We start from the raw sequence: 25,574 nt of genomic DNA, 5'->3' as shown, positions 1-25,574 counted from the left end.
AGATTTTGTTTTAGGTTTCAAGTTTCAAGTTTCAAGTTAATTAAGCTTATAACTCCAAAAAAATAACGTGAAACCTGAAACTTGAAACTTGAAACTAAACCTGTATAAACTCCTCGATTCCTATTTCTTCTAAAAACAAATCATCATGCGAAACTACAATTAAAGTTCCCTGATATTCGTTGATTGCGGCTGTTAGGATTTCGATATTCTGAATATCAAGATTGTTTGTTGGTTCGTCTAAAATAATGATATCCGGCGCTTTTGTATTAATGGTTAAACAGCAAAGTAATAAACGCATTTTTTCGCCTCCGCTTAAAGCGGTACAAGATTTGTCCCAATCATTTTGAGAGAATAGAAATTTATTCAGTTTCATTTTTAAGGTATGTTCTTCTAAACCTGAATCGTTAAATTTTTGAACCTGCTCGTAAACCGTCAATTCGTTTTCGATTAAGGAATAATCTTGATCGATATAAATTATTTTGGCTTCCGCTTTAGAAATTGTTCCCATTTTGGGTTCAATTTTCCCAGTGATCATTTTGATTAAAGTTGTTTTTCCAGAACCATTTAACCCTTTTATCGCAATTCTTTCACCGCTTGTAATTTGAATATCAAGAGGTTCTTTCCATAATAATTGATCTTTAAAATTATGGTTAATATTTTTGGCTGTGAAAAGGATTTTACCTTTATGAAGATCCGTTTTTTCGAAACCAAATTTCATTTTGTCAATTTCTGGCAAAGCCGAACGAAGATCTTGCAAATCTTTAGCAATACCACCTATTTTTTCTGCATGAACCCCTTTTGTTTTTGCGGTACTGTTTTCGGCATTATTTCGCAGCGTATTCATCATAATGCGCGAAACTCCGGCTTTCTTTTGTTTTTTCTCGCCTCGTGAATCTAGTTTGTTCTGGCGTTCAAGCGTTTCACGCTCTTTTTCTTTGGCTTTACGAAGTGCTTTTTCTTTACTTTGAATATCGTGGCTTAAAGCATTATTTTCGATTTGCTTTTGTTCTGTATAAAAATCGTAATTTCCGCCATAAACATTGATTCCGTGTTTCGTAAGCTCAAAAACGGAAGGTAATAAATTCAGCAATTTTCGATCATGACTCACTATTAGTAAGGTACTTGAAGTACTTTTAATAAAATCATATAATAGTTTTCGGCCTGCAGTATCTAAATGATTACTCGGTTCATCTAACAAAACAAGTTCAGGTTGATGAATCGAAATTCCGGCCAGAAAAACTTTTGTTTTTTGTCCGCCGCTAAGCGTTTCCAGTTTTTGATCGAGTTGTAAATTATCAAGCTGCCAATAGTGTAAAGCTTCATTACAGCGATCTTCGATTGTCCAGTCGTCGTTTAGCAGGTTAAGGTTTTCTTCGGAAACATTTCCAATTAGAATTTCCTGAAAGGCATTTAGTTTTTCTTCGACATTTAATGCCTGAGCAATTGTTAAATGATTAAACTGTCCGAAAATCTGCGGAATGTAATAAGGCACGGCATCGGTTTTTATAAGACCTTCTGAAGTCTGTAATTCTCCAGCGATAATTTTTAATAAAGTTGATTTTCCAACACCGTTATTGCCAATTAAGGCAATTTTATCCTGATTGTTGATTGTAAAAGTGATTGCATCAAACAAAAGTTCTTTGTTCGCATGCGCGTATGAGATATTCTGTAAAATAACCATAATTTCTTTCTTAAAGGAATAAACAAATATGCAAGCCGATTTTCAGCTTACCTTAAAATTGTCCGAAAGAAATTTTTATTCACATAGAGATTGTGCGGCTTATTTAATGATGCAAAGATATAAAAATATTTTTTGATGATTCAGAAGTGTCGATTATTCAAATTTTAAATTAGCATTTTTCGACATTAAATAGGAGGTAAGTTTTTTAATTTTTCCGTTTTCCATTTCAAAAACATCGCAGAAAACGGCATCAAGTTTGCCTCCATTTGTCATATTTCCCTGAACAGCTCCTTCAGCAATTACGGTATTGTTTTCTTCAATTAATTTAAAAATTTGAATGGTTGGACTTCCCACAAAGTTTTCATTTTCGATTTCTTTATCAAATTCTTCTTTGCCTACATGCTGATAAATTCCAGGCATTTCCCAAATAATATCATCGGTCAAAAATCTAAAATTCTTTTATGGTCGCTTACTCTAAAAGCTTCCATATATTCGTTTACGGTTTGTTTATTTGGTGTCATATTTTAAAAATTAATATTTTAGATTCTTAAGAACCATTTCATTGTTTTTAAATTCTCCAATTCTAATTGTGATAAACCTTTGCTTTCAATATCAAAAAAAGCTTTTTTTAGATTTTCAAAGCCATAATTATCTTTTAGCCAAAAAGGTAATTCTTCAACACTTTTATTCCAATTTTTTAAAACTCGATGTATTAATAATTCAATATTTTCTTCTGTTTTTGGATTAATTTTTTTTAGAATCAATCCAGCATATTTTTGGTCGGTATAAATAGAATTAGTTCTTTCTTCATTCTCAAAAATCTGAATAATGCCTTCAATAATTATTGAATCTTTTACTTTGTGTAAAATTTCAATTAATTGTTGAATTCTTAAATCTCCAAGTTTATCTATCATATCCACAGATTTAAAAAGCTCATCTTTGATATCTTCTGCTGTCGTTGGAAACTTCATTTTGTGTTTAATTTTTGAAAAGTAAAATGAATAATAAATTTACATTTTTTTGAAAATATGAAGAAATTATTTATTCTCTAGTTGCGGATAAAAGAATTTAAAAGAATTTGAAACGGCTTGATGCAGAGCTGATCCATGGTTTTCATTCGGAAAATAGTCGAAATAAACTTTGATATTTTTGCTTTTAGACGCTTGTACTTTTTCAGCTAATAAATTTGCATCAACTTCCATTACTCTAGGAATTTCGGTTGGCGTTAAACCTTCTTTGCCAACTGCGATATATACTTCTGTAGGCTGTTTAAAATTTTCCTGAAGAATTGCTGCATCTAAGTTGAGTATAGAACCATTATCCCACCAAATACTTGGACTTACAATCACATATTTATTGAAAAGAGAAGGTTTTTTAAGCAGAATTTCTGAGCCCAACAATCCACCAAGAGACTGTCCGATAAGCATTTTAGATTCAGTTGTTTTGTATTTTTTTTCAATGAAAGGTTGTAATTCTTTTTCGATAAATGAGATAAATGTATCGGAGTGCCCTGTTGTTGGAAAACGGGTTTTGTCCTTTTCAAGCGTAGTAGGGAAGGTAAAGTCTCTTTTTCTGTCGACAGTTGCAATTCCTATCACAATTGATTTTGGAACTTGATTGATCCATTCGAAACTATTAAACTGAACCAATCCAGCAATATGAATAAAATCTTCATCGGCAGAACCATCTAGTAAATAAATAACAGGATATTTTACAGCATCCGCCGGATTATAATCTTCAGGAAGATAAATGTTTAGGATTCTGTTTTCGCCCAATTCTTTGGACTGAATTTCATCGATTATACCTAAAACAAAAGGTTTTGTGGTTTCGGTTGTTTTAGATTTTTTGTTTTGACTGAAAGCTGTAATCGAAATTAAAAATAAGAAAGCCAGGGCAAAAAGACGATTCATTTTAATAGAATAAAAGTGATTATTAAACGAAAATACGAATTTAATACTAGTTCACTTTGCTTTTTTGCCTTGGCTTTTATCTGGTACTGCACTATTTTGTTTGTTTGGCAAAAATAGCGTCCAAACCTTCCATTGCAATTGTGAAACCTTCTTTGAATCCCATTTGAATAATCATTTCAAGATCAGAAAGTTTTTCATGTTTAATAACTATATCAACAAAAGTTGAATTGTCTTTTTCTGAGAAAGTAATATCCCAGTCAGAACGCGGAAATTCTTTGTTTAAATTTCCGTTGCTGTCGGAAAAAGCATCCAGCCATTTGATATTTGTTTTTGGGTTTATCGAAGTATAATCGGCAATTGCCCAATGTTCTTCACCTTCAGGTCCAACCATTGCGTAAAGTCTTCTTCCGCCTTCTTTAAATTCTATGCTTTTAGTTTTTGATTTCCACGGAGCAGGTGCCCACCATTGATCGAGAATTTCTGCTTCTGTCCATGCCGACCAAACATTGGATAATGACGCGTTGAATTCGCGTTTCACATTTACGGCCTTATTTTCCTTATCAACAGTAAAATTCATTAACAAATTTGATTTCATTTTCGTTCGGTTTTTTAGTCGTTAATAATTTATTTAATTATATGATAATGTGTGTTTTACTTTCTTGTTTCAAAGATTTTATCCAAACTTTCCATAGCCGCTGTAAATCCTTGTTTGAAGCCCATTTCGACTATTTTTTCTAATTCTTCCAAACTGTCTCTTGTAATCACAATATCGACAAAAGTTGAATCTCCTTGCTCAGAGAATGTTATATCCCAATAAGAACTTCCAAATTCTGAATTTGGATTTCCATCAGCGTCACAAAAAGTAGCAGCGTATTTGAAATTTGTTTTAGGTGAAATCGAAGAATAATCAAAAGTACTCCAGCGTTCAATGCCGTCAGGGGCAATCATGGCGTAAAGTCTTCTGCCTCCTTCCTTAAATTCCATACTTTTCGTTTTGGATTTCATAGGAGCCGGCGCCCACCATTGATCTAGGATTTCAGCTTCTGTCCAAGCCGACCATACATTAGACAATGACGCGTTGAATTCGCGTTTTACATTTACAGTTTTATTTTCCTTATCTATGGAAAAATTCATTAACAGATTAGATTTCATTTTCTTTAGATTTTAAATTCAATAATACTTGGTCTAATTGACTAAATCGGCTTTCCCATATTTTCTTGAATTGTTCCAGCCAGTGATCTATTTCTTTCATTTTATCGATTTTTAGTTGATAATAAATTTCTCTTCCTACTTTTTTTTCTTGTAGTAAATCACATTCACTTAGTATTTTAATGTGTTTAGAAACCGCTTGTCTGGTAGTTTGAAATTGTTCTGCAATTGCATTTGGAGTTAACGCACTTGAAGAAATCAAAACCAGAATTGCTCTGCGGGTCGGATCGGCAATAGCCTGAAAAATATCTCGTTTCATTTTAATAAAATAAATAAGCAACTAATCAGTTGCAAATATACGCAACTTTTTGGTTGCGCAAAATGTTTTTTCGATTTTTTTATAATTTTGAGTGTTAAAAAAAAAAGACGCATCTTTTGAATGCGTCTTTAAATGATTGTTTATGTGGTTACTGCCTTATTTTATTGCGGACAATAATGTCTTTCAGCTTGGCTTTTAGATCTTCACCAGTGTCGAAAACCATTTGCTCGTTATTCGGAAAAGGAACCGCTCTTTTGTTAAAATATGCAATATAATTATCCTCGCAGGCATTTTTATCGCCTTTATATGTCGAATAAATATTCTCAAACACAAATTCGCTGCTTACCGGAAATGTCTGTACTAATTGATTTGTTCGTAAATCAATGTAATCAATTTTAGCAGTAACCTGACAAGATTTAAATTGTCTGAACTCGTACACATTCGCACGAAGTGTTCTGTAATTATCAACTTTAATTTCTTTACCCAAACTGTCTTTTACAGGTCTGCCGCGGCTGTCAAGAAGTGTTTTAACACCATCTTTTATCTGCCTTTCTTTAATGAATTCCTTTTCTTTAATCTGTTCAGGAGAAATTAAAATTTGTCTGAAATTGATAATCAAACTATAATCGTATGTAACGTTTTTTTGTCTGGCGTTGTGGTAAACCGTCCATTTATCATTTAATCCATACGTTTTAAAATCTAGTAAATCCTCCTGAAGCAGTTTTGGAATCACCATTTCAGTTTCATTTTTAGCATAAACATCTACAAAATCAGTTCCTTTAAACTGCGCATCGTCCATTAATTTTTTGGTGTTTTTATACCCCGGATTTATACTTTCCAAATAGAAAAAATCGTCATATGCTTTTCTAAAATCCATTTTGTTTTTTGATTTCAAAAGGGCAGAGGCGTTTTCGTATAAATATTTCGAAAGTTCGTTTTTGCTGCTTACAATTTGATCCGAATAATTATCAAACGGGAAATAAGCATTTTTTCCTTGTTTTAATAACGGAAGCGGTAATAAAGGTCTGATTTTTTCCTGACGGCTATTCAATTGTAAATACGTATTGTAAATGCGTTCAGAATTGGCTGGATTACCTTCTTTAGCCATCATTTCAAGATTACGCAGATCGCGGTCTTTGGCTTTGGCAAATGCTTCTTCGAGTAAATATACATAATCTTGTTTCCCTTTAGAATCTTTTTTGGTACGCAAAGCTTCAACTGCACGATTTATAGCACCATCATAATCACCATCGCTTAAAAGTGACTGCGTTGTTTTGACCCCGCATGATGAAAGGACTAAAAAGAATATAGAAAATAGTAAAGTAGTTTTTTGCATAGTAGTCACATTTGAAGGTGTAAATATATCTTTTTTAACTTTCAACAACTATGCCTTTTTTAAAATTATTTTTAGGAGCAGATGGTCTCATTTTTACAAGAACTAACTGTCCCGCTGTACGCTAAATCTTTTGTGGCTTCCAACTGTTGTGGAGATTGCCACAAAAGGATATCGCTTCCATCGGGGCTAGATAAGATCTTGTTATTTTCATAAGAAACTTATATTATGCAAAAGAATTATTCTGCCACCTTTTTATATTCCAGAGTTCCAAGTCCTGGTGTGCTTATAATTCGTTTTTGAGGATCGAAATAGTCAATTTTGAATTTAATAGGCAATAAAACAGAAATAATAGTAAGTTCTGAATTATCTGGAGATAGTTTCCAAGATGCTTTATGTGATTCAGTGCCAATAACACTTTCGAAATCACCATTTTGTTTAAAAACCTGAAAAACCTGATCTGTTTTAAAACGTTCTTGAATGCTTTTGTCTTTTCCGTTTTTGGTCCATTTTATAAGCTGCCATTTTCCAATCAACTCTTTAGAGGTCTGCGCCGATACTGATAAACCAATTAAGAATACAAAACCTAAGATTAATTTTCTCATTTTTAGAAGTTTATAATTTTAAATAAATATACTAAATTCTCCTAATTTGAGAGAAAAGTTTTAAAATATAAATAAAAGAATTTATCTGCTCAATTCAATATCGTAGACAGAAAGATCATAATTCATATACATTGTGAGGAAAAATTTTTCTTGATAATCATCTTTTAAATTTAAAACGATATGAAAATAAAAATCACCATTTTCAATAACTGATATTGACCTTATTGCATACAATGAAAACTCGCTGTTTGCAGAAATAAAAGCGTTTTTGTTTTCATCTGTATTAAGCATTACAATAAATCCATCTTGATTTTGTTTTGCAAAAGTATACTCAAGCAGAAATTGATTGAGTTTTTTACGAAGAATTCCATTTTCAAATAAGGTGATAAACATCTCATCATTGGAACGCAAATTATTCGTTAGATTACTTATCTCGTTTTTCATGATGTTTTATATATGAAGATTATCTAAAATGCCAATTTCGTACTTTTCATATTCAAAGGTATTACAGATTCATTCTTGCTGAATCCACTCGTATTTTCCGTTCTTCAGGTAAATAATTCCGCCGCCGCAACTTTCATCGGCATGAATAAAAATTCCGTCATTTGGCAGTTTTATTTTGTCTTCCTCTTTTACATCTTCTTCACCAATAATTTCGCCTTCATCGTTTACATTGTTGTAATATATTTCGTTTTTTGGTGCTTTTTCAAATATTCCAACCCAATCGATTTCATCAAAACCTTGTTTTAGAACATCATTTCCCAAACCCAAATAATCAGTCTTTTTTCCGTTTCCATAGGTAATTCGAAGACCACTTTTACCGCTTAAAGTGCTTCGTACAATTTCGACGATTTCATTTAATTTATCGCCATCGAGATCGCAGACTATTTTGTTGATTTTGTGTTTGGTTGATATTACAACAGTATCGTTTTTTTGAGCTTCTTGTTCGGGTTTTTCAGAAACTTCAATAGTATCTTTTGAAACGATTTGAGGTTTTTCGGTTTCAGGATTGGTTTCTTTTTTACAAGAAATGGCTAATAAAGAGAGAAGAAGTACAATTCTAATTTTCATATTAATTCTATTTTGGCTTAGAAAAATTCAGCGCTAATATAAAAAAATACGTACGAAAATATATGATTTTCTAACGTAATGAGCAGCGTTCTATCAATCGCTTAATAAAAATTGCCTCCAGTTGAAGCTGAAGGCAATTCAAAAATTATTTTTTTCTAATTTTAATCTGATACACAATTTCCCAAAAAATAATAGAGAAAATCGCATTGGCAAATATTACCGTTTTAACCTGATACGGATCGTAATCGATAACCAAATGTAAGTCGGTAAATTTTAAAGCCAGAAACAATGCCAAAGCTGCGATTCCTATCGCAAAAAGTATATTTAAAAGAGGTTTCCATTTTAGGCCTAAAAAGGCATAAATAAGATTTAAAACGGCAAAACCACAACCTAAAGTGATGTAAGGATCTGTTTTTAATTTTCCACCTAATGATAAAATAAACTGCGTTAGGGTTAGATATAAAAAGAATAAAATGGAGTAAAACAGAATTCGTATTTGTAGTTTCATTTTTGTGTTTTTTACTTTTAAAATGATAAAGCTTTTTCGTTTATTTGTACTTTACCAAATAAGATATTTAAAAGATAAAATTATGGAAAATTTAATTAATGATTTTGAGTTAGGACTATTTATTTGGCAGATTGTAATTCTGGGCTTTGGTTTGTTTTTACTGTATCTATTATATTTATTAGTCAAGTTTTTACGAAAAAATGCATAATCATTAATAAAGAATACCATTTAAGGAATAATAAAAAATCCCGCTTCAATAAAGAAACGGGATTTTTTATTCTAAAATCGCTTCAATTTTAGTTTCGGATTTTTCTCTTAACGGACTATCTGGCTGTAAACTCCAAATAACCAGAAATTTTCCTTTTGCAATATATTCTTCTGGATGTTCTGCTGTTGGCTGACCGTCTTTTCCCCATAATAAACCTTGCAGAAAACGCTCGCCTTTAAAAACGTGATCAAATTCAAAATACATAATAGAACCACGATCTGCTTTGCTTTTAAAACTCTGAATCGCTTTACCTTTCACAGTTCCCACAATATTGCTGTAGGTTTCGATATCATTATAAAAAGTGCAGGCTTGCGGCGTAATGCAAATATTTCCGTCGCTTACCATATAACCACCTTTTGGAATTTCTTTTGGTTTTAGTTTTAAATCAGCAATGGTTTGGCTGAATAAATTGGTTGTAAATAGTAGGAGTAGGGTTGATAGAGTAATTGTAAATTTCATGGATTTGGGTTTGTGTGGCTAAAGTAGTTTTTTAATTTAAATTTATCGGATTTTGTTTTATATGAGAAATTGTAAAAAAAATATTATTCTTCTCAAGCTTGAATGCTTTCTGTTGTATTTATTTGTTTATTTTCGAGTTTTCGTTTCCCGAAACTTTTTATCAGATTTCTCATTGGTTTCTCAAAATACAGATAGCTTAAAGCTGATGCAGCGATTAAAATAAGTAACCTAATGAAAAAGTTTAAAGTATAATCTGCTTCTCTGTCGGTTCCTAAAAATTTATTTAATCTAAAATCTGAAAAAATAATCCACACAGGATATTGAAGTATATAAATGCCAAAACTAATTTCACCTAAAAACACAAATTCCTTTCGAGAAAAAAATGTAGTTAGTTTATCTGTGCTTAGAGATATAAAAATTATAAGCGGAATAAAAATAACAGCAAACAATCCGTTATGATGATCAATTCCTGTTGGATAACGCAATGCTAGAATTAAAAACAGTAGGCATATTAATATGGGAATTAAATAATTTCCCTGTTGGTTTTTAAGATGATTGATAAAATAGAGACCAGCCAGATTACCAATCAGGAATGTATTTAAATACATTAAAGGATAATAAGCGTTAAGATCTGGAGGAAAACTCTTAAAACTTATAATACCATACAATATGCAATTAAAAAGTACTAAACTAATAATCCAGAATGAAATAATCCAAAGGGCATTTGTTTTTAATTTTAGTTTCGAATAAAATTTGTTTGCAAAAAAAGGAAAAGTAATATAAAAGAATAATTCTGCAGATAATGACCAGCCAGGCGGATTAATTTTTGGAGCTTGTCCTTGAATCCAGCTTTGTAACATCGAAAAGTGAATTAAAACGTTTTCAATATTGACATTCTTAAATTGATTTGAGACCATAACAGATAATGCTGCTAAAGCATACAGAGGATAAATTCTGGCAAGTCTGTTTTTAAGATATTCAAAAAAATCAATTTTCTCTAAGTTTCCGTAAGAAATAATCATTACGAATCCAGACAACATAAAAAAATAACTAACTCCTACACTTGCTTGTTTAAAAATGAAATTGTCGAATAAAAAGTTTTTTGTACCATAATGGAAGATTACAATTGATATTGCCGCAATGAATCTTGTAAATGTAAGTTGCTGAATTTTCAAAATTAAATTTAGTTTTAAGAATGTAAATGGGTTTCAGAAAATCTGTTTTAAGGTGCTAAAATATTATATTATCTGGAAATATATGAAATCAAATTTTATTTATCTGTTATTTTTTTAATTTCTGTTTTTTTGATTACAAAAAAAGCACAAAGTAAATGATACTTGTGCTTTTATAAAATTGATATTGTTGAAGTAAATTATTTTCCGTTTAATAATTTCTCTAAATATTCGTTTTTCTCTTTTTCAGCTTGAACCAAACGTTCATAAAGTTCTACAACTTTATCAAGAGGATTGAAAGTACAAGAATTGTTTGTTATAAAACTTCCAGAAACAGATTCATGAAAAGTATTAAAATAGTTTATGACATTTTCTTCTGAAAAATTTTCAATAGCTTCAACTGTAACTCCAAGTGCTTCTGCAATTTTTTCAAGTTTATCTTTATCCACAATTTCGCTGTTTTCAATAATAGATATAGTCTGCTGACTTGAACCAATTGCATACGCAAGCGCTTCCTGCTTCATATCTTTAAGCTCTCTGATTCGGCTGATATTTCTACCGATATGTTTTGGTTTTATTGCTGTACTCATATTTCAAAGGTATTTAATTTTTTCTGAAAAAATAGAGGTTGGTGAAAAACATGGGGTTTTAGTAAGTTACTATTTTGAACAAAACAAAAATACGGTTTTTCTTATGTAAATAAGTACGAAGTTCAACTTTCTTAGAATCGTTAGCGCGGATTTGTAATCCGTGCCCATAAAGAAAATCAATGAAGAAGAATGTGCTCATCTATGCGGGCACGGATTACAAATCCGCGCTATCGGGATTTCGTCCCATTGTACGTTTTCGATAACACTAATTAATTTTTGTGCTGAAATAAGATTTTTATTAATATTATTGTTAAATTCTTCAAAGTCAAAATTTCTCATAAATATAATTTCTCAAAATATTTTTCTAATTCTATTATTAATCGAATCTATTTTGATTTATCAAAACTGCGACTAGTTTCCGTCAAGTATTTAAGAAAATCTATACCTAAAGATATTATTTTAACTTCTGTTTTTTCTTCAACAATTAAATTCGCTGAAATTAAAAAATTAATATATTCATCAAAAGGATAGTTAGTATAGAAGTTAGGATAAGTTTCTACTGCAATATCGTAAAATCGTTTTAACGTTTGCATATTTTCATTTGAATAATTTGAGTTGAGTAATTGTAAAATTTGAAGTTGAGACCCATAAATTAAATTATACAACATATCAAAATGCTTGTTTATGTATAAAGCAATTGAATAATTTAATAAATGTTGAGCTTTTTCTCCATCCGATTTGTATGCTTGGATATCAGTTTCTTGTAAAACTGCATTCCTAAAAAAGGTGATAGTTTCTTCTCTAAATAAACCTAATGCTTTATCCACATTCGAAACAGGTTTTTTTTCTAATATAATTGCAATAGTTTGTTGTTCAATTTCTACTGCTATTCCTCCTTGACCAATTTTTTTTATTTTAGAAATTAATTCTAAGATTTGCTTTTTTAAAATTAAAACTATTATTAAAATTAATATAGGCCATTTTAAAACATCTATAAGCTTTATTAGATTAGAAATTAATTCAGTATTCTCTGTTAAGTGATCTGAACTTTTTTTAATTTCTTTTACAATTTCGATAGAATCTTTTACGACAGAATCTTTTATAGGTTGGTTTTTAATCATTGTTTAAATTGTTGGTTTTGTGTTAGTTTAGTGCAGTTTTTTTTTTCAAATATAATATTTTTATTAATATTTTTTTTCTTATAAAACCTAACTAAGAAAAGAGATATTTTATATTATTTAAGAATAATATAATTTTGTAAAATTTGTTGTAAAACTTCTCATTTCTCGGAATCACAAAAGAAAGGTTATTTTATGTGGATTTCATTAAAGTCTTGGAACGTTCAATCTGATAAAAAAGTTAGTAAACAATCTAAAAAGTCTAACATCTAAGGGATCTAAAAACAAAAAAATCCCGCCTCAATTAAGAAACGGGACTTCGGTGATATTCTCTTTTTTTCTATTGTTAAACCGTAGCAGCAATTTCTTGTGGCAACGGAATTTGATTTTTAAGTAAATCTTCAAATGTTTCAGCTTGGCGAATCAAGATTCCTTGTCCGTTCATCCATAGCACTTCAGCTGGTTTGTATCTTGAGTTGTAGTTTGAAGACATTGAGAAACAGTATGCTCCAGCGTTTCTGAACTCTAGAATATCTCCTTCTGTAATTTCCGCGATTCTACGGTTGTTTGCAAAAGTATCGGTTTCGCAAATGTATCCTACAACAGAGTAAAAACGCTCTTTTCCTTTTGGATTCGAAATGTTTTCGATATGGTGTGAAGATCCGTAAAACATTGGACGGATTAAGTGGTTGAAACCACTATCGATTCCTGCAAATACGGTAGAAGTGGTTTGTTTTACTACGTTTACTTTTACTAAGAAATGACCTGCTTCGCTCACCAAGAATTTTCCAGGTTCGAAAATCAACGTTAAATCTCTTCCGTATTCAGAACAGAAAGCGTTGAATCTTTTAGATAATTTTTTACCTAATTCTTCAATATCGGTTTCGATATCGTCTTTTTTGTAAGGTACTTTGAATCCACTTCCGAAATCTAAAAATTGTAAATCTTTGAAATGTTTCGCTGTATCGAAAAGGATTTCAGCTGCATACAAGAATACTTCAATATCTAAAATATCAGATCCTGTGTGCATGTGAATACCCACAATGCTCATTTTTGTGTTCTCCACAATTCGCAAAATATGCGGAATTTGGTGAACAGAGATTCCGAATTTACTATCGATATGCCCAACAGAAATATTAGCATTTCCACCCGCCATTACGTGCGGATTGATACGAATACATACCGGAATATGTGGATGTTTTGTTCCGAATTGCTCCAGAATAGATAAATTGTCGATATTGATTTGTACACCCATTGCGGCAACTTCTTCAATTTCTTCTAAAGAAACTCCGTTTGGTGTAAAGAAAATTCTTTCGGGTTCATAGCCAGCATGAAGTCCTAATAAAACTTCCTGAATCGATACAGTGTCTAATCCAGACCCCATGTTCTTTAATAACTGTAGAATCGCAACATTAGACAATGCCTTCATGGCGTAATTAACTCTTAAGTTTTCTACCTTAGAGAAAGCTTTAGTTAATCTGTTGTACTGAGATTGGATTTTTTCAGCATCGTAAACATACAATGGACTTCCAAATTGGTCTGCTAACTGCAGTAAATCTTTTGCTTGCATTTTTAAACTTATTTTGAGCAAAGTTATTACTCTTTTGAGTAACTGCAAATTAATTGTAGAAAAATAACAAATTATAACAAATTGTTTTATTTTAAACAAAAAGTTGTTGTATTTGGAGTTTTGTAACCTTTTTTAAGATGCTAAGGTTCTGAGGTGCTAAGATACTAAGTTTTTTTCGCCACGAATTCACGAATTTTTCTAATTCCTACATTACGCTGAAAATTATCCTTTGCTTTAATCTCACGAATTATACTTAAAATATAGCCAATGGCTTTGGCTATTGTTGCGCAAAGTAAAAAAAAGAAAAATTCGTGAATTCGTGGCGGAAAAAAAACAAAAAAAACAAAACCCCTGAAAGGAAATTCAAGGGTTTGTCAAATAGTATGTGTTGTTGTTTTTATAGTTTTAATTTTTAGTTCTAAAGATCACGCATACAAGAAAACCTTAGTCCCTTAGAATCTTAGCATCTCAGAACCTTAAAAATTACAAGCTAGGAAGATCTCCTTTTCCTTTAGTAGGCAAGTTTGTAGATCCCATAAGGAATAAATCTACTTCTCTTGCTGCTTCGCGACCTTCTGAAATAGCCCATACAATTAATGATTGTCCTCTTCTCATATCACCGGCAGTGAAAATGTGAGGAACGTTTGTCTGATAGTTGTGTGCTTTATAGTTGCTTCTCACATCAGTTTCGATACCTAACTGCTCGCTTAATGTTTTCTCTGGACCTGTAAATCCAAGAGCTAACAACGCTAAGTCGCAAGGCCAGATTTTCTCAGAACCTTCTTTTTCAATAAGTTCTGGTCTTTGACCTGGAGTCATTTTCCATTGTACTTCAACCGTTTTCAATCCAGTTAATTCCCCTTTTTCGTTGGAGATGAATTCTTTCGTATTGATTAACCAGTTTCTGTCGCAACCTTCTTCGTGAGAAGAAGATGTTTTTAACTGTAACGGCCAGAAAGGCCATGGAGTTGTTTCGCTTCTTCCAACTGGAGGTTTTGGTAAAATCTCAAAGTTCGTTACCGATTTAGCTCCGTGTCTGTTAGAAGTTCCAATACAGTCAGAACCTGTATCTCCACCGCCAATAACGATTACATCTTTACCAGTTGCTTTAACTTGGTCTGGAATAGACTCTCCGTATAAAACTTTAGTTTGTTGCGTTAAGAAATCCATTGCTTGAACTACGCCTTTGCTTTCGATTCCTTTAGTTGGTAAACTTCTTCTTTCAGTTGCTCCTCCACATAAAACGATAGAATCGAATTGGTTTAATTCTTCAACGCTGAAGTTAACCCCAACATTCACATTTGTTTTGAAAGTGATTCCTTCTGCTTCAAGAATAGCTACACGACGGTCGATAATTCCTTTTTCTAATTTGAAGTTTGGAATTCCGTAACGTAATAAACCTCCAATTGCGTTGTCTCTTTCAAAAACAGTAACCGTGTGACCCGCTCTGTTTAATTGCTGAGCAGCTGCAAGACCCGCAGGTCCCGAACCAATTACGGCAACAGTTTTTCCAGTTCTAGATTTTGGTGGCTGTGGTTTAATCCATCCTTCAGCAAAACCTCTTTCTACGATGCTTTTTTCGATGTTTTCGATAGAAACTGGATCTTTGATGATTCCTAATACACATGATTTCTCACATGGAGCAGGGCATAAACGACCTGTAAATTCTGGAAAGTTGTTTGTAGACTGCAAAATCTCTAATGCACTCTGCCATTCTTCCTGATGCACCATGTCGTTGAAGTCAGGAATTAAATTTCCTAACGGACATCCACTGTGGCAAAAAGGAATACCACAGTCCATACATCTTGATCCTTGTTCTTTTAATTTATCTTTTGGTACCGGAATAGTAAATTCGTTGTAGTTGGAAACACGTTCTGCAACTGCTAAATTACTTTCGTCGGCTCTATTGTATTCTTTAAATCCGCCTATTTTACCCATGACTTTCTTAAATTAAATTCCAATTTCTTTAAATTTCCAAATTCCAATCCTTCGACTCCGCTCAGGAAGACATTTTCGTTGACATTGATATTGCCATTGGAATTTGGAATTTTATTTTTTGAAATTGATTTTTATCCCGCTATTAATTCTTCTATTTGTTTTTCTTCCGCAATTCGTTTTAATGCTTTTTTGTAATCTGTCGGCATTACTTTTACGAAGTGCTGTGTTTGATTTTCCCAGTCTGCTAAAATTCTTTTTGCTAATGGACTGCTGGTGTACAACGAATGATTTTTGATCAGTTTTCTTAGTTTAGTAAGATCTTCTTCTTCCATTGGATCGAATGCAACCATTTCCATGTTACATACTGTCGAATCGAATTTTTTGTTCGGATCGTAAATGTAAGCTACACCACCGCTCATACCAGCAGCGAAGTTTCTTCCAGTTTTTCCTAAAACTACAACTGTACCACCTGTCATGTACTCGCATCCGTGATCTCCAATTCCTTCTACAACTGCTGTTGCTCCAGAGTTTCTCACACAGAAACGTTCTCCTGCGATACCATTAATATAAGCCTCTCCGGTAATAGCTCCGTAAAGGGCAACGTTTCCAATAATGATGTTGTCTTCAGGATTGAAAGTTGCAGTAGGAGGTACTTTTACAATTAGTTTTCCTCCAGAAAGACCTTTTCCTAAGTAATCATTACAGTTTCCGTGAATTTTAAATGACAATCCGTTTGTTGCAAATGCACCAAAACTTTGTCCGGCAGAACCTTCAAAATCAACTAAAATAGTGTCATCTGGTAATCCTTGTGCGCCATAAATTTTTGAGATTTCGTTACTCAAAATCGCACCTACAGAACGGTCTGTATTTTTAATTTTGAAGGTAACTCTCGTTTTCTCTTTTCTATAGATAGATGGAATAGCTTCTTTGATGATGTCGAAATCTAATACGTTTTCAAGAGCGTGATCTTGAGTTGTTGTATTATGATTTGGAACTGTTTTCGCTTTTTCCGGTTTGTATAGAATAGTCGATAAGTCTAAACCATTCGCTTTATAATGTTTGATGGCTTTGTCTACGTTTAATTTTTGAGACTGACCTACCATTTCTTTTAAAGTTCTGAAACCTAATTGAGCCATGATCTCTCTTAACTCTTCAGCAATGAAATACATGAAGTTGATTACGTGCTCTGGAGTTCCTTTGAAATTTTTTCTCAATTCAGGATCCTGAGTTGCAATACCAACCGGGCAAGTATTTAAGTGACAAGCTCTCATCATGATACATCCAGAAGCTACAAGTGGAGCCGTTGCGAAACCGAATTCTTCGGCACCTAATAAAGCTGCGATCGCTACGTCACGTCCTGTTTTTAATTGTCCGTCACATTCTAAAACTACACGGCTTCTTAAGTCATTCAAGATAAGTGTTTGCTGTGCTTCAGCTAAACCAAGTTCCCACGGAATACCTGTGTGCTGTAATGAAGTTAATGGTGCAGCACCTGTTCCTCCATCATAACCAGAGATCAAGATCACGTCAGCTTTTGCTTTGGCAACACCGGCAGCGATTGTTCCAACTCCAACTTCAGAAACTAGTTTTACGTTGATGCGAGCTTCACGGTTTGCATTTTTCAAATCATAAATCAACTGAGATAAATCCTCAATAGAGTAAATGTCGTGGTGAGGCGGAGGCGAAATCAAACCTACATAAGGCGTAGAGTTTCTAGTTTCGGCAATCCAAGGCACTACTTTTTCTCCAGGCAGCTGTCCACCTTCTCCAGGTTTTGCTCCCTGAGCCATTTTGATTTGGATTTCTCTAGCATTTGTCAAATAGTTGATCGAAACACCAAAACGTCCTGAAGCTACTTGTTTGATGGCAGAGTTTCTAGAATCTCCGTTAATTTCTTTCTGGAAACGTTTTGGATCTTCTCCACCTTCTCCAGAGTTACTTTTTCCGCCAATTCTGTTCATTGCAATGGCTAAGTTCTCGTGAGCTTCCTGGCTGATAGAACCATAAGACATTGCTCCAGTTTTGAACTTCTTAACGATTTCTGTCCAAGGTTCCACTTCGTCAATAGAAATTGGATCTAAATTGTTGAATTCAAATAAACCTCTAATAGTCATTAGGTTTGAGCTTTGCTCGTTTACCGCATTAGCATATTCTTTATAGCTTTCTGGGCTGTTTAAACGAACTGCTTGCTGTAGTTTAGAAATCGTAGTTGGGTTAAACATATGTTTTTCACCACCACGTCTCCATCTGTAAATACCTCCAATTTCAAGAGAAAGCAAGTTTGCAATTTTTGAATTTGGGAAAGCTTTTTGGAAACGTTTTTTCACTTCTTTTTCCACTTCCATTAAACCAATTCCTTCGATTCTAGAAGGTGTGTAAGGAAAATATTTAGAGGTAAATGTTTTGTTTAATCCTAAAATCTCGAAAATTTGAGCAGCTCTATACGAATGTAATGTAGAGATACCAATTTTGTTCATGATTTTTACGATTCCTTTTGCGATTGCTTTGTTGTAATTTACAACTGCGTAATCTGCTTTTACTTTTGTAATGAAACCTTTTTCGACTTGATCGTGAATGATTTCGTTTACCATGTAAGGATTGATCGCACTTGCGCCATATCCAAACAATAAAGCAAAATGGTGAGGTTCGCGTGGCTCAGCAGATTCGATGATGATTCCGAATTTAGAACGAACTTGTAAAATATTTAATGAGTGGTGAATGTAAGAACAAGCCAATAGCATTGGGATTGGAGCCAATTCTTCGCTCACACCTCTATCTGATAAGATAATGATGTTGCATCCTTCATTAACCGCTTTAAAAGTCGCCTGAACACATTTTTCAAGAGCACGCTCTAAACCGTTAACTCCTTTTTCTATTTTATATAAAGTAGAAATGGTAGCCGATTTGAAATCTGCGTGATCGATATTTCTAATTTTATCCAAATCCTCATTAGAAATAACCGGATTTTGGATTTTTAATTTTTTACATTGTTTCGATTCGATTTCGAAAATATTGAAATCTCCTCCAATTGCTAAACTGATATCGGTAATGATTTCTTCACGAATACCATCCAACGGCGGGTTTGTAACCTGTGCAAACAATTGTTTGAAATAGTTGTATAACAATTGTGGCTGATCTGACAATACAGCTAACGGCGTGTCGTTACCCATAGAACTGATGGCTTCAGCTCCGTCGCTACCCATTGGGTTGATGATTGTTTTTAAATCTTCAATAGTATATCCAAACAAACGTTGTCTTGTTAAGAAATCTAATTTTTCAACAGGAGTAGGGTTGTTTGTGTAAGGAACTTTGGCTAATGGCAATAAGTTAGCATCAACCCATTCTTTATAAGGACGTTTTGTAACTATCGCTTTTTTAACTTCATCATCTTCAATGATACGGCCTTCGTTCATATCCACCAAGAACATTTTTCCTGGCTCTAAACGACCGTGCTGTATTACATCTTCTGGATCGATGTCTAATACACCAATTTCAGAAGACATAATTACGAATCCGCTTTTGGTTAAAGTATAACGAGAAGGACGAAGACCATTTCTGTCTAATAAAGCTCCAATTACGTTACCATCTGTAAACGGAATAGAAGCAGGACCATCCCAAGGCTCCATGATACAAGCGTTGTACTCATAGAAAGCTCTTTTCTCTTCAGACATGGTTTGGTGTTTTTCCCAAGCTTCAGGAACTACCATCATCATTGCTTCAGGAAGAGAACGGCCTGTCATTAATAAAAGTTCAATTACCATATCCATAGAAGCAGAATCTGATTTTCCTTCTAAGATAATTGGGAATAGTTTTTTGATATCATCGCCAAAAACTTTGCTCTGCATAAGCTCTTCACGAGCACGCATACGGCTTACGTTTCCACGAAGGGTATTGATCTCACCATTATGACACATGTATCTAAACGGCTGAGCTAAGTCCCAAGAAGGGAATGTATTGGTAGAGAAACGTTGATGTACAAGTGCAAGACGAGTTACCAAGTCTGGATCTTTCAAATCTACATAATAACGGCTGATGTCTTCTGGCATCAATAGACCTTTATATATTATAGTAGTGGTCGATAAGCTAGAGAAGTAAAACATGTGGCTTTCAGAAGTTTTAGATCCTCTTACGGCATGTTCAGCAATTTTTCTAGCTGCAAAAAGTTTTGCATTAAATTCTTGTTCAGTTAAATCTTGACCGTTTTTAGAAACGAAAACCTGTTTAACTGTTGGTTCTTTTTCTGCGGCGATTTCACCTAAATTTTCAACTTCAACTGGCACATCTCTCCAACCTAAAACTTTTAAGTTCTGGTCTTTAATAGTTGCTTCAAATGCATTGATGCAAAAAGAAACCTGGTTTTTGCTTTTTGGTAAAAAAACCATTCCTACTGCATACTCACGTGCTTCAGGGATTTCAAAGTCACAAACTTTCTTAAAAAAATCATGAGGAATGTCGAATAAAATTCCGGCTCCGTCTCCAGTTCTTCCATCAGAACTTACGGCACCACGATGTTCTAATTTAATTAAGATGTCTAATGCTTTGTGAATAATATCATTTGACTTAATACCATTCAAATTACAAATAAATCCTGCACCACAATTGTCGTGTTCAAATTCAGGCAGATAAAGCCCTTGTTCTTTAACTCTCATTCTTGATATTTTTTTTACAAAAATAAAGATTTTGTTAAACATAATGTATTGAATTTATGATTTTGCTTTCATTTTTGTTGTAATATTAGAAAAAGGGTTCTTATTTAGTAATATTGTTATATAAACCATTGCGAATTAATAAAATGATAATTCCCTTTAAAATATATTAAGAAAAATCGTCTGTTAGCTATTGATATCGTTGAAGTTTTTGTTAAATCTCAAACGTTTTAGCGGTTTTGTGTTAACTTTTTAGATACAATTGTTTAATGATAATTTTTCTTTCGATTTATTGAGATGTAGAATGTGTAAAGGAGCCATTATTAATTTAAAAAAGATTTTACTATTAAGTTGAATTTTGCTACTTTTGTCGCACTTTTATTCTGAAATAAATTCAGAACCAGACAAATTCTATATTATGAACATACACGAATATCAAGGAAAAGAAATTTTAGCGAGTTACGGAGTACGCGTACAACGCGGAATCGTGGCTAATAATGCAGTTGAAGCTGTGGCCGCTGCAAAACAATTAACTGCCGAAACGGGAACAGGACTGCATGTAATTAAAGCACAAATTCACGCAGGTGGTCGTGGAAAAGGTGGTGGAGTGAAGCTGGCAAAAAACTTACAACAAGTTGAAGAGTTAGCAGAACAAATCATCGGAATGCAGTTAATTACACCTCAGACTCCGCCTGAAGGTAAAAAAGTTAACAAAGTATTAGTAGCTGAAGATGTTTACTATCCTGGAGAAAGCGAAACTTCTGAATTTTATGTTTCTGTTTTATTGAATAGAGGTACAGGACGCAACATGATTATGTATTCTACTGAAGGTGGTATGGATATCGAAGAAGTTGCTGAGCACACTCCACACTTAATCTTTACAGAAGAAATCGACCCTTCTGTTGGATTGCAAGGTTTCCAAGCTAGAAGAATTGCTTTTAACTTAGGACTTTCTGGAAATGCTTTTAAAGAAATGGTGAAATTCATCGATGCACTTTACAATGCTTACATTGGTTCTGATGCTTCTATGTTCGAAATCAACCCTGTATTAAAAACTTCTGACAACAAGATCTTAGCAGTTGATGCTAAAGTAAATATCGACGATAACGCTTTATACAGACAACCTAAATATGCTGAAATGAGAGATATCCGTGAGGAGAATCCAATCGAAGTTGAAGCTAAAGAAGTTGGTCTTAACTATGTTGACCTTGATGGTACTGTAGGATGTATGGTAAACGGAGCTGGTCTTGCAATGGCAACTATGGACTTAATTAAATACGCTGGTTTTGAGCCTGCTAACTTCCTTGACGTAGGAGGAACTGCTGATGCTAAGCGTGTTGAAACAGCTTTCAGAATTATCTTGAAAGATCCAAACGTAAAAGCTATCTTAATTAACATCTTTGGAGGTATCGTTCGTTGTGACCGTGTTGCTCAAGGTGTTGTTGATGCTTACAAAAACATGGGAGACGCTATTAAAGTGCCAATTATCGTTCGTCTGCAAGGAACAAATGCTGAAATTGCAAAAGAATTAATTGACAACTCTGGTATGCCAATCTTATCTGCAGTTCAATTCCAAGAAGCTGCTGACCAAGTTAAAGCTGCTCTTTCTTAATTAAAATAAGAAATCAATTTATATAGAAAATCCATTCCGTTTTGCGGAATGGATTTTTTTTAACCGCAAAGCACGCTAAGATTTTTTCAAGTATTGTGAATACAAACGCAAAGTTCGCAAAGCTTTATCCATATAGCTTTGCGAACTTTGCGTTTTATATTAAGTCTTTTAGGTAAAATTCCTTGCGTGCTTTGCGGTTAAAAAACAATTATTTCAAGACAGTTGACAATTCTACAATTTCAAATGTTGGATCGTGTATTATAAATTCTCTAATGATGGAAGCATGACCGGCACCAACTAAAATCATTATTTTATTATCTGTACTTTCCGTTAATTTCTGAATTAAAGAATACATGTATAAATTTCTTTTGTACCAATTTGCAACTAAGGATGGTCCTGTAAAATCGTCTGGATTTCCGGCTCTGTTTGCTATTTCCAAATACCATTGAAGATTTTCATTCTCGGCTTGTTTTGTATTGTAGTACAACATCATTTCTTGTAATGAGCTTTTGTTAATTTTCTCATTGTGATTTTTTTCGAAACTTTCTGTTGTCAGCTTATTTTTCGCTATTAAATCCTTCTGGTCTGCTTTTTCCATTGCTATCATTAAACTATCATAGCGAAAAGGAGTGTAAAGATTCATTCCGTATAATTTTTTATGATTCAGTTTTTTAGCAGTACGCAGAGCTAGTTGTGTTATTTCGCTTTTGTTGGCTTTAAAAAGACTATCTGTGTTTTTGTTGTAAAACTTATCTAAATCGGCTTGTTTGCTAAATTCCCATTCTACAAATATTTTATCTGGACCAAATTTTTTGATTTTGTCACTCATTATTTCGAGTTCTTTTTGGCTCTTTTCAGACATGATATTAAAATTATTTAGTTTCGCAACGTCAAGACCTGGATTGGCATAATGAAAAGTTCCAACCAATAAAATTTGCTTTTTCTTAGTTTGAGAAGAGGCAACGTTAAATGTAATAAGAGCTATTAATAAAATGATTTTTTGCATGATTTTCGTTTTTAAATTCATGGCAAATGTATTCTATCTTTTTACCTCCTTTTTTTGTATTTGATGAACCATGGATTTTGTTTTACAAACTGATGAAATTTATATCCTAATAATTTCGTATAACGTTTTTGATAGTTTGTCCATAAAAAAGCATCTTTCAAATAAATATAATTTTCTATTTCAGGCTTAGTTGTATTTTTGAGTTAATTATCAAAAATTATGAAATCAAAAATCCCCTTTTACTATCATATTGTCTTTTTCTTTTTATTATTTATAACTTATATTTTATGGGATATTGGACTTAATGACAGGAAAATAGAAATCATAATGAAAGGAATTTATTATGGTGTTACATCAACTTACATGCTGTCCCTATTTTGTATTTATGTTCTTAATTTTTATTTCTTTTGTGAATGGTTTTTAAACAAAAAGAAATTACTTTTTTATATTCTGACCATTCCAGTTTCGTTATTACTTTTTACGGCTGTTCGGTATTTTGTGGAAGAAGTTGTTGTGTATAATATTACCGGAGTACACAACTATTATGAAGAAGCTAGAGAAATTACCTATTACATAAAAGATAATTTTTTTTACGGATTGCCAGCTGTGATTTTAAGTGCATTGACTTTTTTGTTTTGGCAATTTCAGACTGCACAACATCAAAATCAGGAATTGCTTTTAGAGAATAAAAAGGCTGAATTTCAAATGTTGAAAGCGCAGGTTAGTCCGCATTTTTTGTTTAATACCTTGAATTCTTTTTATAGTCAATTGATTCTGAAAGATGATAAAATGGCTGATGATGTTTTGGTGCTTTCAGATTTGCTGCGGTATGTTATTACCGAAACAGATAAAGATGAAGCGGTGCTTTCGAAAGAAATTCAGTTTATTAAAAATTATATTCATTTACAGAAGAAACGTTTTGAAGATCAGCTGTTTTTGGATTTTAAAGTTGAAGGAAATTATGCAAACGAAAAGATTATTTCATCGGCTTTAATTCATTTTGTTGAAAATGTTTTTAAGCATGGAAAATTGAACGATGAAACCAAAAAAGCAATGATTTCCATCGAAATAAAAAATGATTTTCTGGAGATTTCAACCTTTAATTATTGTTTGGATGGGGAGAATTATTCTTCAACTGGAATTGGTTTTGACAACCTCACCAAAAGATTAGAATACACTTATAAAAATGAATTTATTCTGAAAAAAACAGAAGAAAATAATACCTTTAAAACGTACCTCAAAATACCACTAAGAAAATGATTTTTAAATGCATTATAGTCGATGACGAACCGCCTGCAACGAGAATATTAGAAAACTATATTGGGAAGGTGAATTTTCTGGAAAAAGTGGGCATTTTTAATGATGCATTGAAAGCTTTGGAATTTCTGAACACACAGCAAGTCGATGTGATTTTCTTAGATATCCAAATGCCTCAATTAACTGGATTGCAGATTTCCCGAATCATTTCAAAAGATATAAAAGTGATTTTTACAACTGCTTATCCCGATTTTGCTTTGGAAGGATTTGAGTTAAATGCGGTGGATTATTTGCTGAAACCTATTTCGTTTGAACGTTTTTATCAGGCCGTTTCCAAATTAAATTCTGAGCCAAAAGTTGAAGTTTCAAGCAATAATAATGCGCCGGATTTTTTATTTATAAAAACCGATGGAAAGAATAAATTTCAGAAAGTATTTTTGAATGATATTTTATACGTAGAAAGTCTACAGAATTATGTTTGTATTCATACGTTAAAACAGCAGATTATTACGCATTCGTCCTTAAAGAATGTAATAGAATCACTGCCTTCAACTGATTTTATTCAAATACATAAATCCTATGTGATTTCGTTGCAGCATATTGAATCAACGGGTAATTTTTCTGTTTTTATAAATGGAAAAGAATTGCCAATAGGTGCGACTTACAAAGATGCTTTTTTTGATGAAATTGATCAAAATAAGATTTAACCGCAAAGCACGCAAGGTTGTTTACTTTTGATGCCTTAAAAAACGCAAAGTTCGCAAAGCTTTATCCATATAGCTTTGCGAACTTTACGTTTATATTCAAAATCCTTGGCAAAAAACCTTGCGTGCTTTGCGGTTAATTCTCCCAGTTAAGATTTTTTCTTATTACCGTTTTTGTAAACCACTTTTTCTACCACAACTGGTTTTCCATTTCCTTTTGGGAATGATTTCTTTTTAGGTTTTCCAGATGCTGAACCTGATTTTGATGGACTTTGATCGCCTCTGTATTTTTGAGAATCTTTTGGAGTTGGCTTAAATTCAGGTCTTTCTTTAGAATTTTCTTTCTTTGGAATTTCTGATTTATGTTTTGCTAAAACCTCATTTGGGTTTTTCGGATTTTCTTTAGTTCCCCTTAAGTGAATTACCAATCCGTTTAGGAAGTTTCTCAAAACCTGATCGCCACATTCCATATAATTTGGATGATCTTCGGCTCTAAAAAAAGCACCAAGTTCAGATTTTGAAATTCTAAAATCTACTAATTCTAAAATTTCAACTATTTGATCGTCACGCAACATCAGAGCCACGCGAAGTTTCTTTAATATATCGTTGTTCGTCATTTTTTTATTTTTTACAAAGGTACATTATTTTCAAGGTAAAT

Annotated in this window: 24 protein-coding genes; 3 read left to right on the top strand and 21 right to left on the bottom strand. The window is 32.8% G+C overall.

Annotation, left to right across the window (positions count from 1 at the left end):
• Window positions 1–94: 94 nt before the first annotated feature.
• From abc-f to gltB, 19 genes are all read right to left on the bottom strand, one after another.
• A complete protein-coding gene (gene abc-f, locus J0383_RS04510; protein WP_207297257.1) occupies window positions 95–1,681 on the bottom strand; it encodes a ribosomal protection-like ABC-F family protein in 1,587 nt (528 codons plus the stop codon).
• 153 nt (window positions 1,682–1,834) lie between these two features.
• Window positions 1,835–2,125 carry a nuclear transport factor 2 family protein gene (locus J0383_RS04505; protein WP_239023237.1) on the bottom strand — a complete coding sequence of 97 codons (291 nt, stop codon included), beginning with the start codon at window positions 2,123–2,125 and terminating at the stop codon, window positions 1,835–1,837.
• A gap of 95 nt (window positions 2,126–2,220) precedes the next feature.
• A complete protein-coding gene (locus J0383_RS04500; protein WP_207297256.1) occupies window positions 2,221–2,652 on the bottom strand; it encodes a hypothetical protein in 432 nt (143 codons plus the stop codon).
• 66 nt (window positions 2,653–2,718) lie between these two features.
• Window positions 2,719–3,591 (bottom strand): alpha/beta hydrolase, encoded by an 873-nt coding sequence (locus tag J0383_RS04495; RefSeq protein ID WP_207297255.1) that lies wholly within the window; start codon window positions 3,589–3,591, stop codon window positions 2,719–2,721.
• 91 nt (window positions 3,592–3,682) lie between these two features.
• Complete coding sequence (locus J0383_RS04490; protein WP_207297254.1) at window positions 3,683–4,186, bottom strand: SRPBCC family protein; 504 nt, start codon at window positions 4,184–4,186, stop codon at window positions 3,683–3,685.
• 56 nt (window positions 4,187–4,242) lie between these two features.
• Window positions 4,243–4,743 carry an SRPBCC family protein gene (locus tag J0383_RS04485; RefSeq protein ID WP_207297253.1) on the bottom strand — a complete coding sequence of 167 codons (501 nt, stop codon included), beginning with the start codon at window positions 4,741–4,743 and terminating at the stop codon, window positions 4,243–4,245.
• Window positions 4,733–5,059, bottom strand: a complete 327-nt coding sequence (locus tag J0383_RS04480; RefSeq protein WP_207297252.1) for an ArsR/SmtB family transcription factor — start codon at window positions 5,057–5,059, stop codon at window positions 4,733–4,735. The genes J0383_RS04485 and J0383_RS04480 overlap by 11 nt, the downstream gene beginning before the upstream one ends.
• Before the next feature lie 148 nt (window positions 5,060–5,207).
• Window positions 5,208–6,395, bottom strand: coding sequence for a hypothetical protein (locus J0383_RS04475; RefSeq protein WP_207297251.1), 1,188 nt, complete (start codon window positions 6,393–6,395; stop codon window positions 5,208–5,210).
• A gap of 236 nt (window positions 6,396–6,631) precedes the next feature.
• Window positions 6,632–6,997, bottom strand: a complete 366-nt coding sequence (locus J0383_RS04470; RefSeq protein ID WP_207297250.1) for a hypothetical protein — start codon at window positions 6,995–6,997, stop codon at window positions 6,632–6,634.
• An 81-nt stretch (window positions 6,998–7,078) separates the two neighbouring features.
• Entirely contained in the window at window positions 7,079–7,441 is a 363-nt protein-coding gene (locus J0383_RS04465; RefSeq protein ID WP_207297249.1) for a hypothetical protein, read from the bottom strand.
• 69 nt (window positions 7,442–7,510) lie between these two features.
• Window positions 7,511–8,068 (bottom strand): hypothetical protein, encoded by a 558-nt coding sequence (locus J0383_RS04460; RefSeq protein ID WP_207297248.1) that lies wholly within the window; start codon window positions 8,066–8,068, stop codon window positions 7,511–7,513.
• A gap of 145 nt (window positions 8,069–8,213) precedes the next feature.
• The gene (locus J0383_RS04455) at window positions 8,214–8,576 is read right to left on the bottom strand and encodes a hypothetical protein (RefSeq protein ID WP_207297247.1); all 363 of its coding nucleotides are present in this window, start codon (window positions 8,574–8,576) and stop codon (window positions 8,214–8,216) included.
• Between the two features lie 274 nt (window positions 8,577–8,850).
• Entirely contained in the window at window positions 8,851–9,303 is a 453-nt protein-coding gene (locus tag J0383_RS04450; RefSeq protein ID WP_207297246.1) for a hypothetical protein, read from the bottom strand.
• A gap of 92 nt (window positions 9,304–9,395) precedes the next feature.
• The gene (locus J0383_RS04445; RefSeq protein ID WP_207297245.1) at window positions 9,396–10,478 is read right to left on the bottom strand and encodes an acyltransferase family protein; all 1,083 of its coding nucleotides are present in this window, start codon (window positions 10,476–10,478) and stop codon (window positions 9,396–9,398) included.
• Window positions 10,479–10,675: 197 nt separating this feature from the next.
• Window positions 10,676–11,065 (bottom strand): helix-turn-helix domain-containing protein, encoded by a 390-nt coding sequence (locus tag J0383_RS04440; RefSeq protein WP_207297244.1) that lies wholly within the window; start codon window positions 11,063–11,065, stop codon window positions 10,676–10,678.
• 386 nt (window positions 11,066–11,451) lie between these two features.
• A complete protein-coding gene (locus tag J0383_RS04435) occupies window positions 11,452–12,186 on the bottom strand; it encodes a hypothetical protein (RefSeq protein WP_207297243.1) in 735 nt (244 codons plus the stop codon).
• Window positions 12,187–12,529: 343 nt separating this feature from the next.
• Entirely contained in the window at window positions 12,530–13,753 is a 1,224-nt protein-coding gene (gene lysA, locus J0383_RS04430; protein WP_177210495.1) for a diaminopimelate decarboxylase, read from the bottom strand.
• Between the two features lie 483 nt (window positions 13,754–14,236).
• Window positions 14,237–15,691 carry a glutamate synthase subunit beta gene (locus tag J0383_RS04425; protein ID WP_207297242.1) on the bottom strand — a complete coding sequence of 485 codons (1,455 nt, stop codon included), beginning with the start codon at window positions 15,689–15,691 and terminating at the stop codon, window positions 14,237–14,239.
• Window positions 15,692–15,822: 131 nt separating this feature from the next.
• Window positions 15,823–20,340 carry a glutamate synthase large subunit gene (gene gltB / locus J0383_RS04420; protein WP_207297241.1) on the bottom strand — a complete coding sequence of 1,506 codons (4,518 nt, stop codon included), beginning with the start codon at window positions 20,338–20,340 and terminating at the stop codon, window positions 15,823–15,825.
• A 415-nt stretch (window positions 20,341–20,755) separates the two neighbouring features.
• Between gltB and sucC the strand changes: the two genes are divergently transcribed.
• Window positions 20,756–21,949 (top strand): ADP-forming succinate--CoA ligase subunit beta, encoded by a 1,194-nt coding sequence (gene sucC / locus J0383_RS04415; RefSeq protein ID WP_207297240.1) that lies wholly within the window; start codon window positions 20,756–20,758, stop codon window positions 21,947–21,949.
• A 208-nt stretch (window positions 21,950–22,157) separates the two neighbouring features.
• Here the strand turns inward: sucC and J0383_RS04410 are convergent, their stop codons facing one another.
• Complete coding sequence (locus J0383_RS04410; RefSeq protein ID WP_207297239.1) at window positions 22,158–22,955, bottom strand: DUF5694 domain-containing protein; 798 nt, start codon at window positions 22,953–22,955, stop codon at window positions 22,158–22,160.
• 219 nt (window positions 22,956–23,174) lie between these two features.
• On the opposite strand from J0383_RS04410, the gene J0383_RS04405 reads away from it, so the two are divergent.
• Together J0383_RS04405 and J0383_RS04400 are read left to right on the top strand one after the other, a co-directional pair.
• On the top strand, window positions 23,175–24,215 hold the full coding sequence (locus J0383_RS04405) for a sensor histidine kinase (RefSeq protein ID WP_207297238.1): 1,041 nt from the start codon (window positions 23,175–23,177) through the stop codon (window positions 24,213–24,215).
• Window positions 24,212–24,919, top strand: a complete 708-nt coding sequence (locus tag J0383_RS04400) for a LytR/AlgR family response regulator transcription factor (protein ID WP_207297237.1) — start codon at window positions 24,212–24,214, stop codon at window positions 24,917–24,919. Before J0383_RS04405 ends, J0383_RS04400 begins: the two co-directional genes overlap by 4 nt.
• Before the next feature lie 146 nt (window positions 24,920–25,065).
• Here the strand turns inward: J0383_RS04400 and J0383_RS04395 are convergent, their stop codons facing one another.
• The gene (locus tag J0383_RS04395) at window positions 25,066–25,533 is read right to left on the bottom strand and encodes a DUF1456 family protein (RefSeq protein ID WP_207297236.1); all 468 of its coding nucleotides are present in this window, start codon (window positions 25,531–25,533) and stop codon (window positions 25,066–25,068) included.
• Between the last annotated feature and the right edge of the window lie 41 nt (window positions 25,534–25,574).

This window comes from Flavobacterium endoglycinae, assembly GCF_017352115.1.
GTDB lineage: Bacteria > Bacteroidota > Bacteroidia > Flavobacteriales > Flavobacteriaceae > Flavobacterium > Flavobacterium endoglycinae.
This window is presented reverse-complemented; position numbering and strand designations above follow the sequence as displayed.

What these genes read in the sequence shown, in the direction of transcription:
- J0383_RS04500 (WP_207297256.1), bottom strand. Translation starts at nt 2,652, where the DNA reads ATGAAGTTTCCAACGACAGCAGAAGATATCAAAGATGAGCTTTTTAAA.
- J0383_RS04490 (WP_207297254.1), bottom strand. Translation starts at nt 4,186, where the DNA reads ATGAAATCAAATTTGTTAATGAATTTTACTGTTGATAAGGAAAATAAG.
- J0383_RS04435 (WP_207297243.1), bottom strand. Translation starts at nt 12,186, where the DNA reads ATGATTAAAAACCAACCTATAAAAGATTCTGTCGTAAAAGATTCTATC.
- J0383_RS04450 (WP_207297246.1), bottom strand. Translation starts at nt 9,303, where the DNA reads ATGAAATTTACAATTACTCTATCAACCCTACTCCTACTATTTACAACC.
- J0383_RS04400 (WP_207297237.1), top strand. Translation starts at nt 24,212, where the DNA reads ATGATTTTTAAATGCATTATAGTCGATGACGAACCGCCTGCAACGAGA.
- J0383_RS04455 (WP_207297247.1), bottom strand. Translation starts at nt 8,576, where the DNA reads ATGAAACTACAAATACGAATTCTGTTTTACTCCATTTTATTCTTTTTA.
- J0383_RS04465 (WP_207297249.1), bottom strand. Translation starts at nt 7,441, where the DNA reads ATGAAAAACGAGATAAGTAATCTAACGAATAATTTGCGTTCCAATGAT.
- J0383_RS04425 (WP_207297242.1), bottom strand. Translation starts at nt 15,691, where the DNA reads ATGGGTAAAATAGGCGGATTTAAAGAATACAATAGAGCCGACGAAAGT.
- abc-f (WP_207297257.1), bottom strand. Translation starts at nt 1,681, where the DNA reads ATGGTTATTTTACAGAATATCTCATACGCGCATGCGAACAAAGAACTT.
- lysA (WP_177210495.1), bottom strand. Translation starts at nt 13,753, where the DNA reads ATGCAAGCAAAAGATTTACTGCAGTTAGCAGACCAATTTGGAAGTCCA.
- J0383_RS04470 (WP_207297250.1), bottom strand. Translation starts at nt 6,997, where the DNA reads ATGAGAAAATTAATCTTAGGTTTTGTATTCTTAATTGGTTTATCAGTA.
- J0383_RS04440 (WP_207297244.1), bottom strand. Translation starts at nt 11,065, where the DNA reads ATGAGTACAGCAATAAAACCAAAACATATCGGTAGAAATATCAGCCGA.
- J0383_RS04485 (WP_207297253.1), bottom strand. Translation starts at nt 4,743, where the DNA reads ATGAAATCTAATCTGTTAATGAATTTTTCCATAGATAAGGAAAATAAA.
- J0383_RS04495 (WP_207297255.1), bottom strand. Translation starts at nt 3,591, where the DNA reads ATGAATCGTCTTTTTGCCCTGGCTTTCTTATTTTTAATTTCGATTACA.
- gltB (WP_207297241.1), bottom strand. Translation starts at nt 20,340, where the DNA reads ATGAGAGTTAAAGAACAAGGGCTTTATCTGCCTGAATTTGAACACGAC.
- J0383_RS04405 (WP_207297238.1), top strand. Translation starts at nt 23,175, where the DNA reads ATGAAATCAAAAATCCCCTTTTACTATCATATTGTCTTTTTCTTTTTA.
- J0383_RS04475 (WP_207297251.1), bottom strand. Translation starts at nt 6,395, where the DNA reads ATGCAAAAAACTACTTTACTATTTTCTATATTCTTTTTAGTCCTTTCA.
- sucC (WP_207297240.1), top strand. Translation starts at nt 20,756, where the DNA reads ATGAACATACACGAATATCAAGGAAAAGAAATTTTAGCGAGTTACGGA.
- J0383_RS04410 (WP_207297239.1), bottom strand. Translation starts at nt 22,955, where the DNA reads ATGCAAAAAATCATTTTATTAATAGCTCTTATTACATTTAACGTTGCC.
- J0383_RS04480 (WP_207297252.1), bottom strand. Translation starts at nt 5,059, where the DNA reads ATGAAACGAGATATTTTTCAGGCTATTGCCGATCCGACCCGCAGAGCA.
- J0383_RS04395 (WP_207297236.1), bottom strand. Translation starts at nt 25,533, where the DNA reads ATGACGAACAACGATATATTAAAGAAACTTCGCGTGGCTCTGATGTTG.
- J0383_RS04460 (WP_207297248.1), bottom strand. Translation starts at nt 8,068, where the DNA reads ATGAAAATTAGAATTGTACTTCTTCTCTCTTTATTAGCCATTTCTTGT.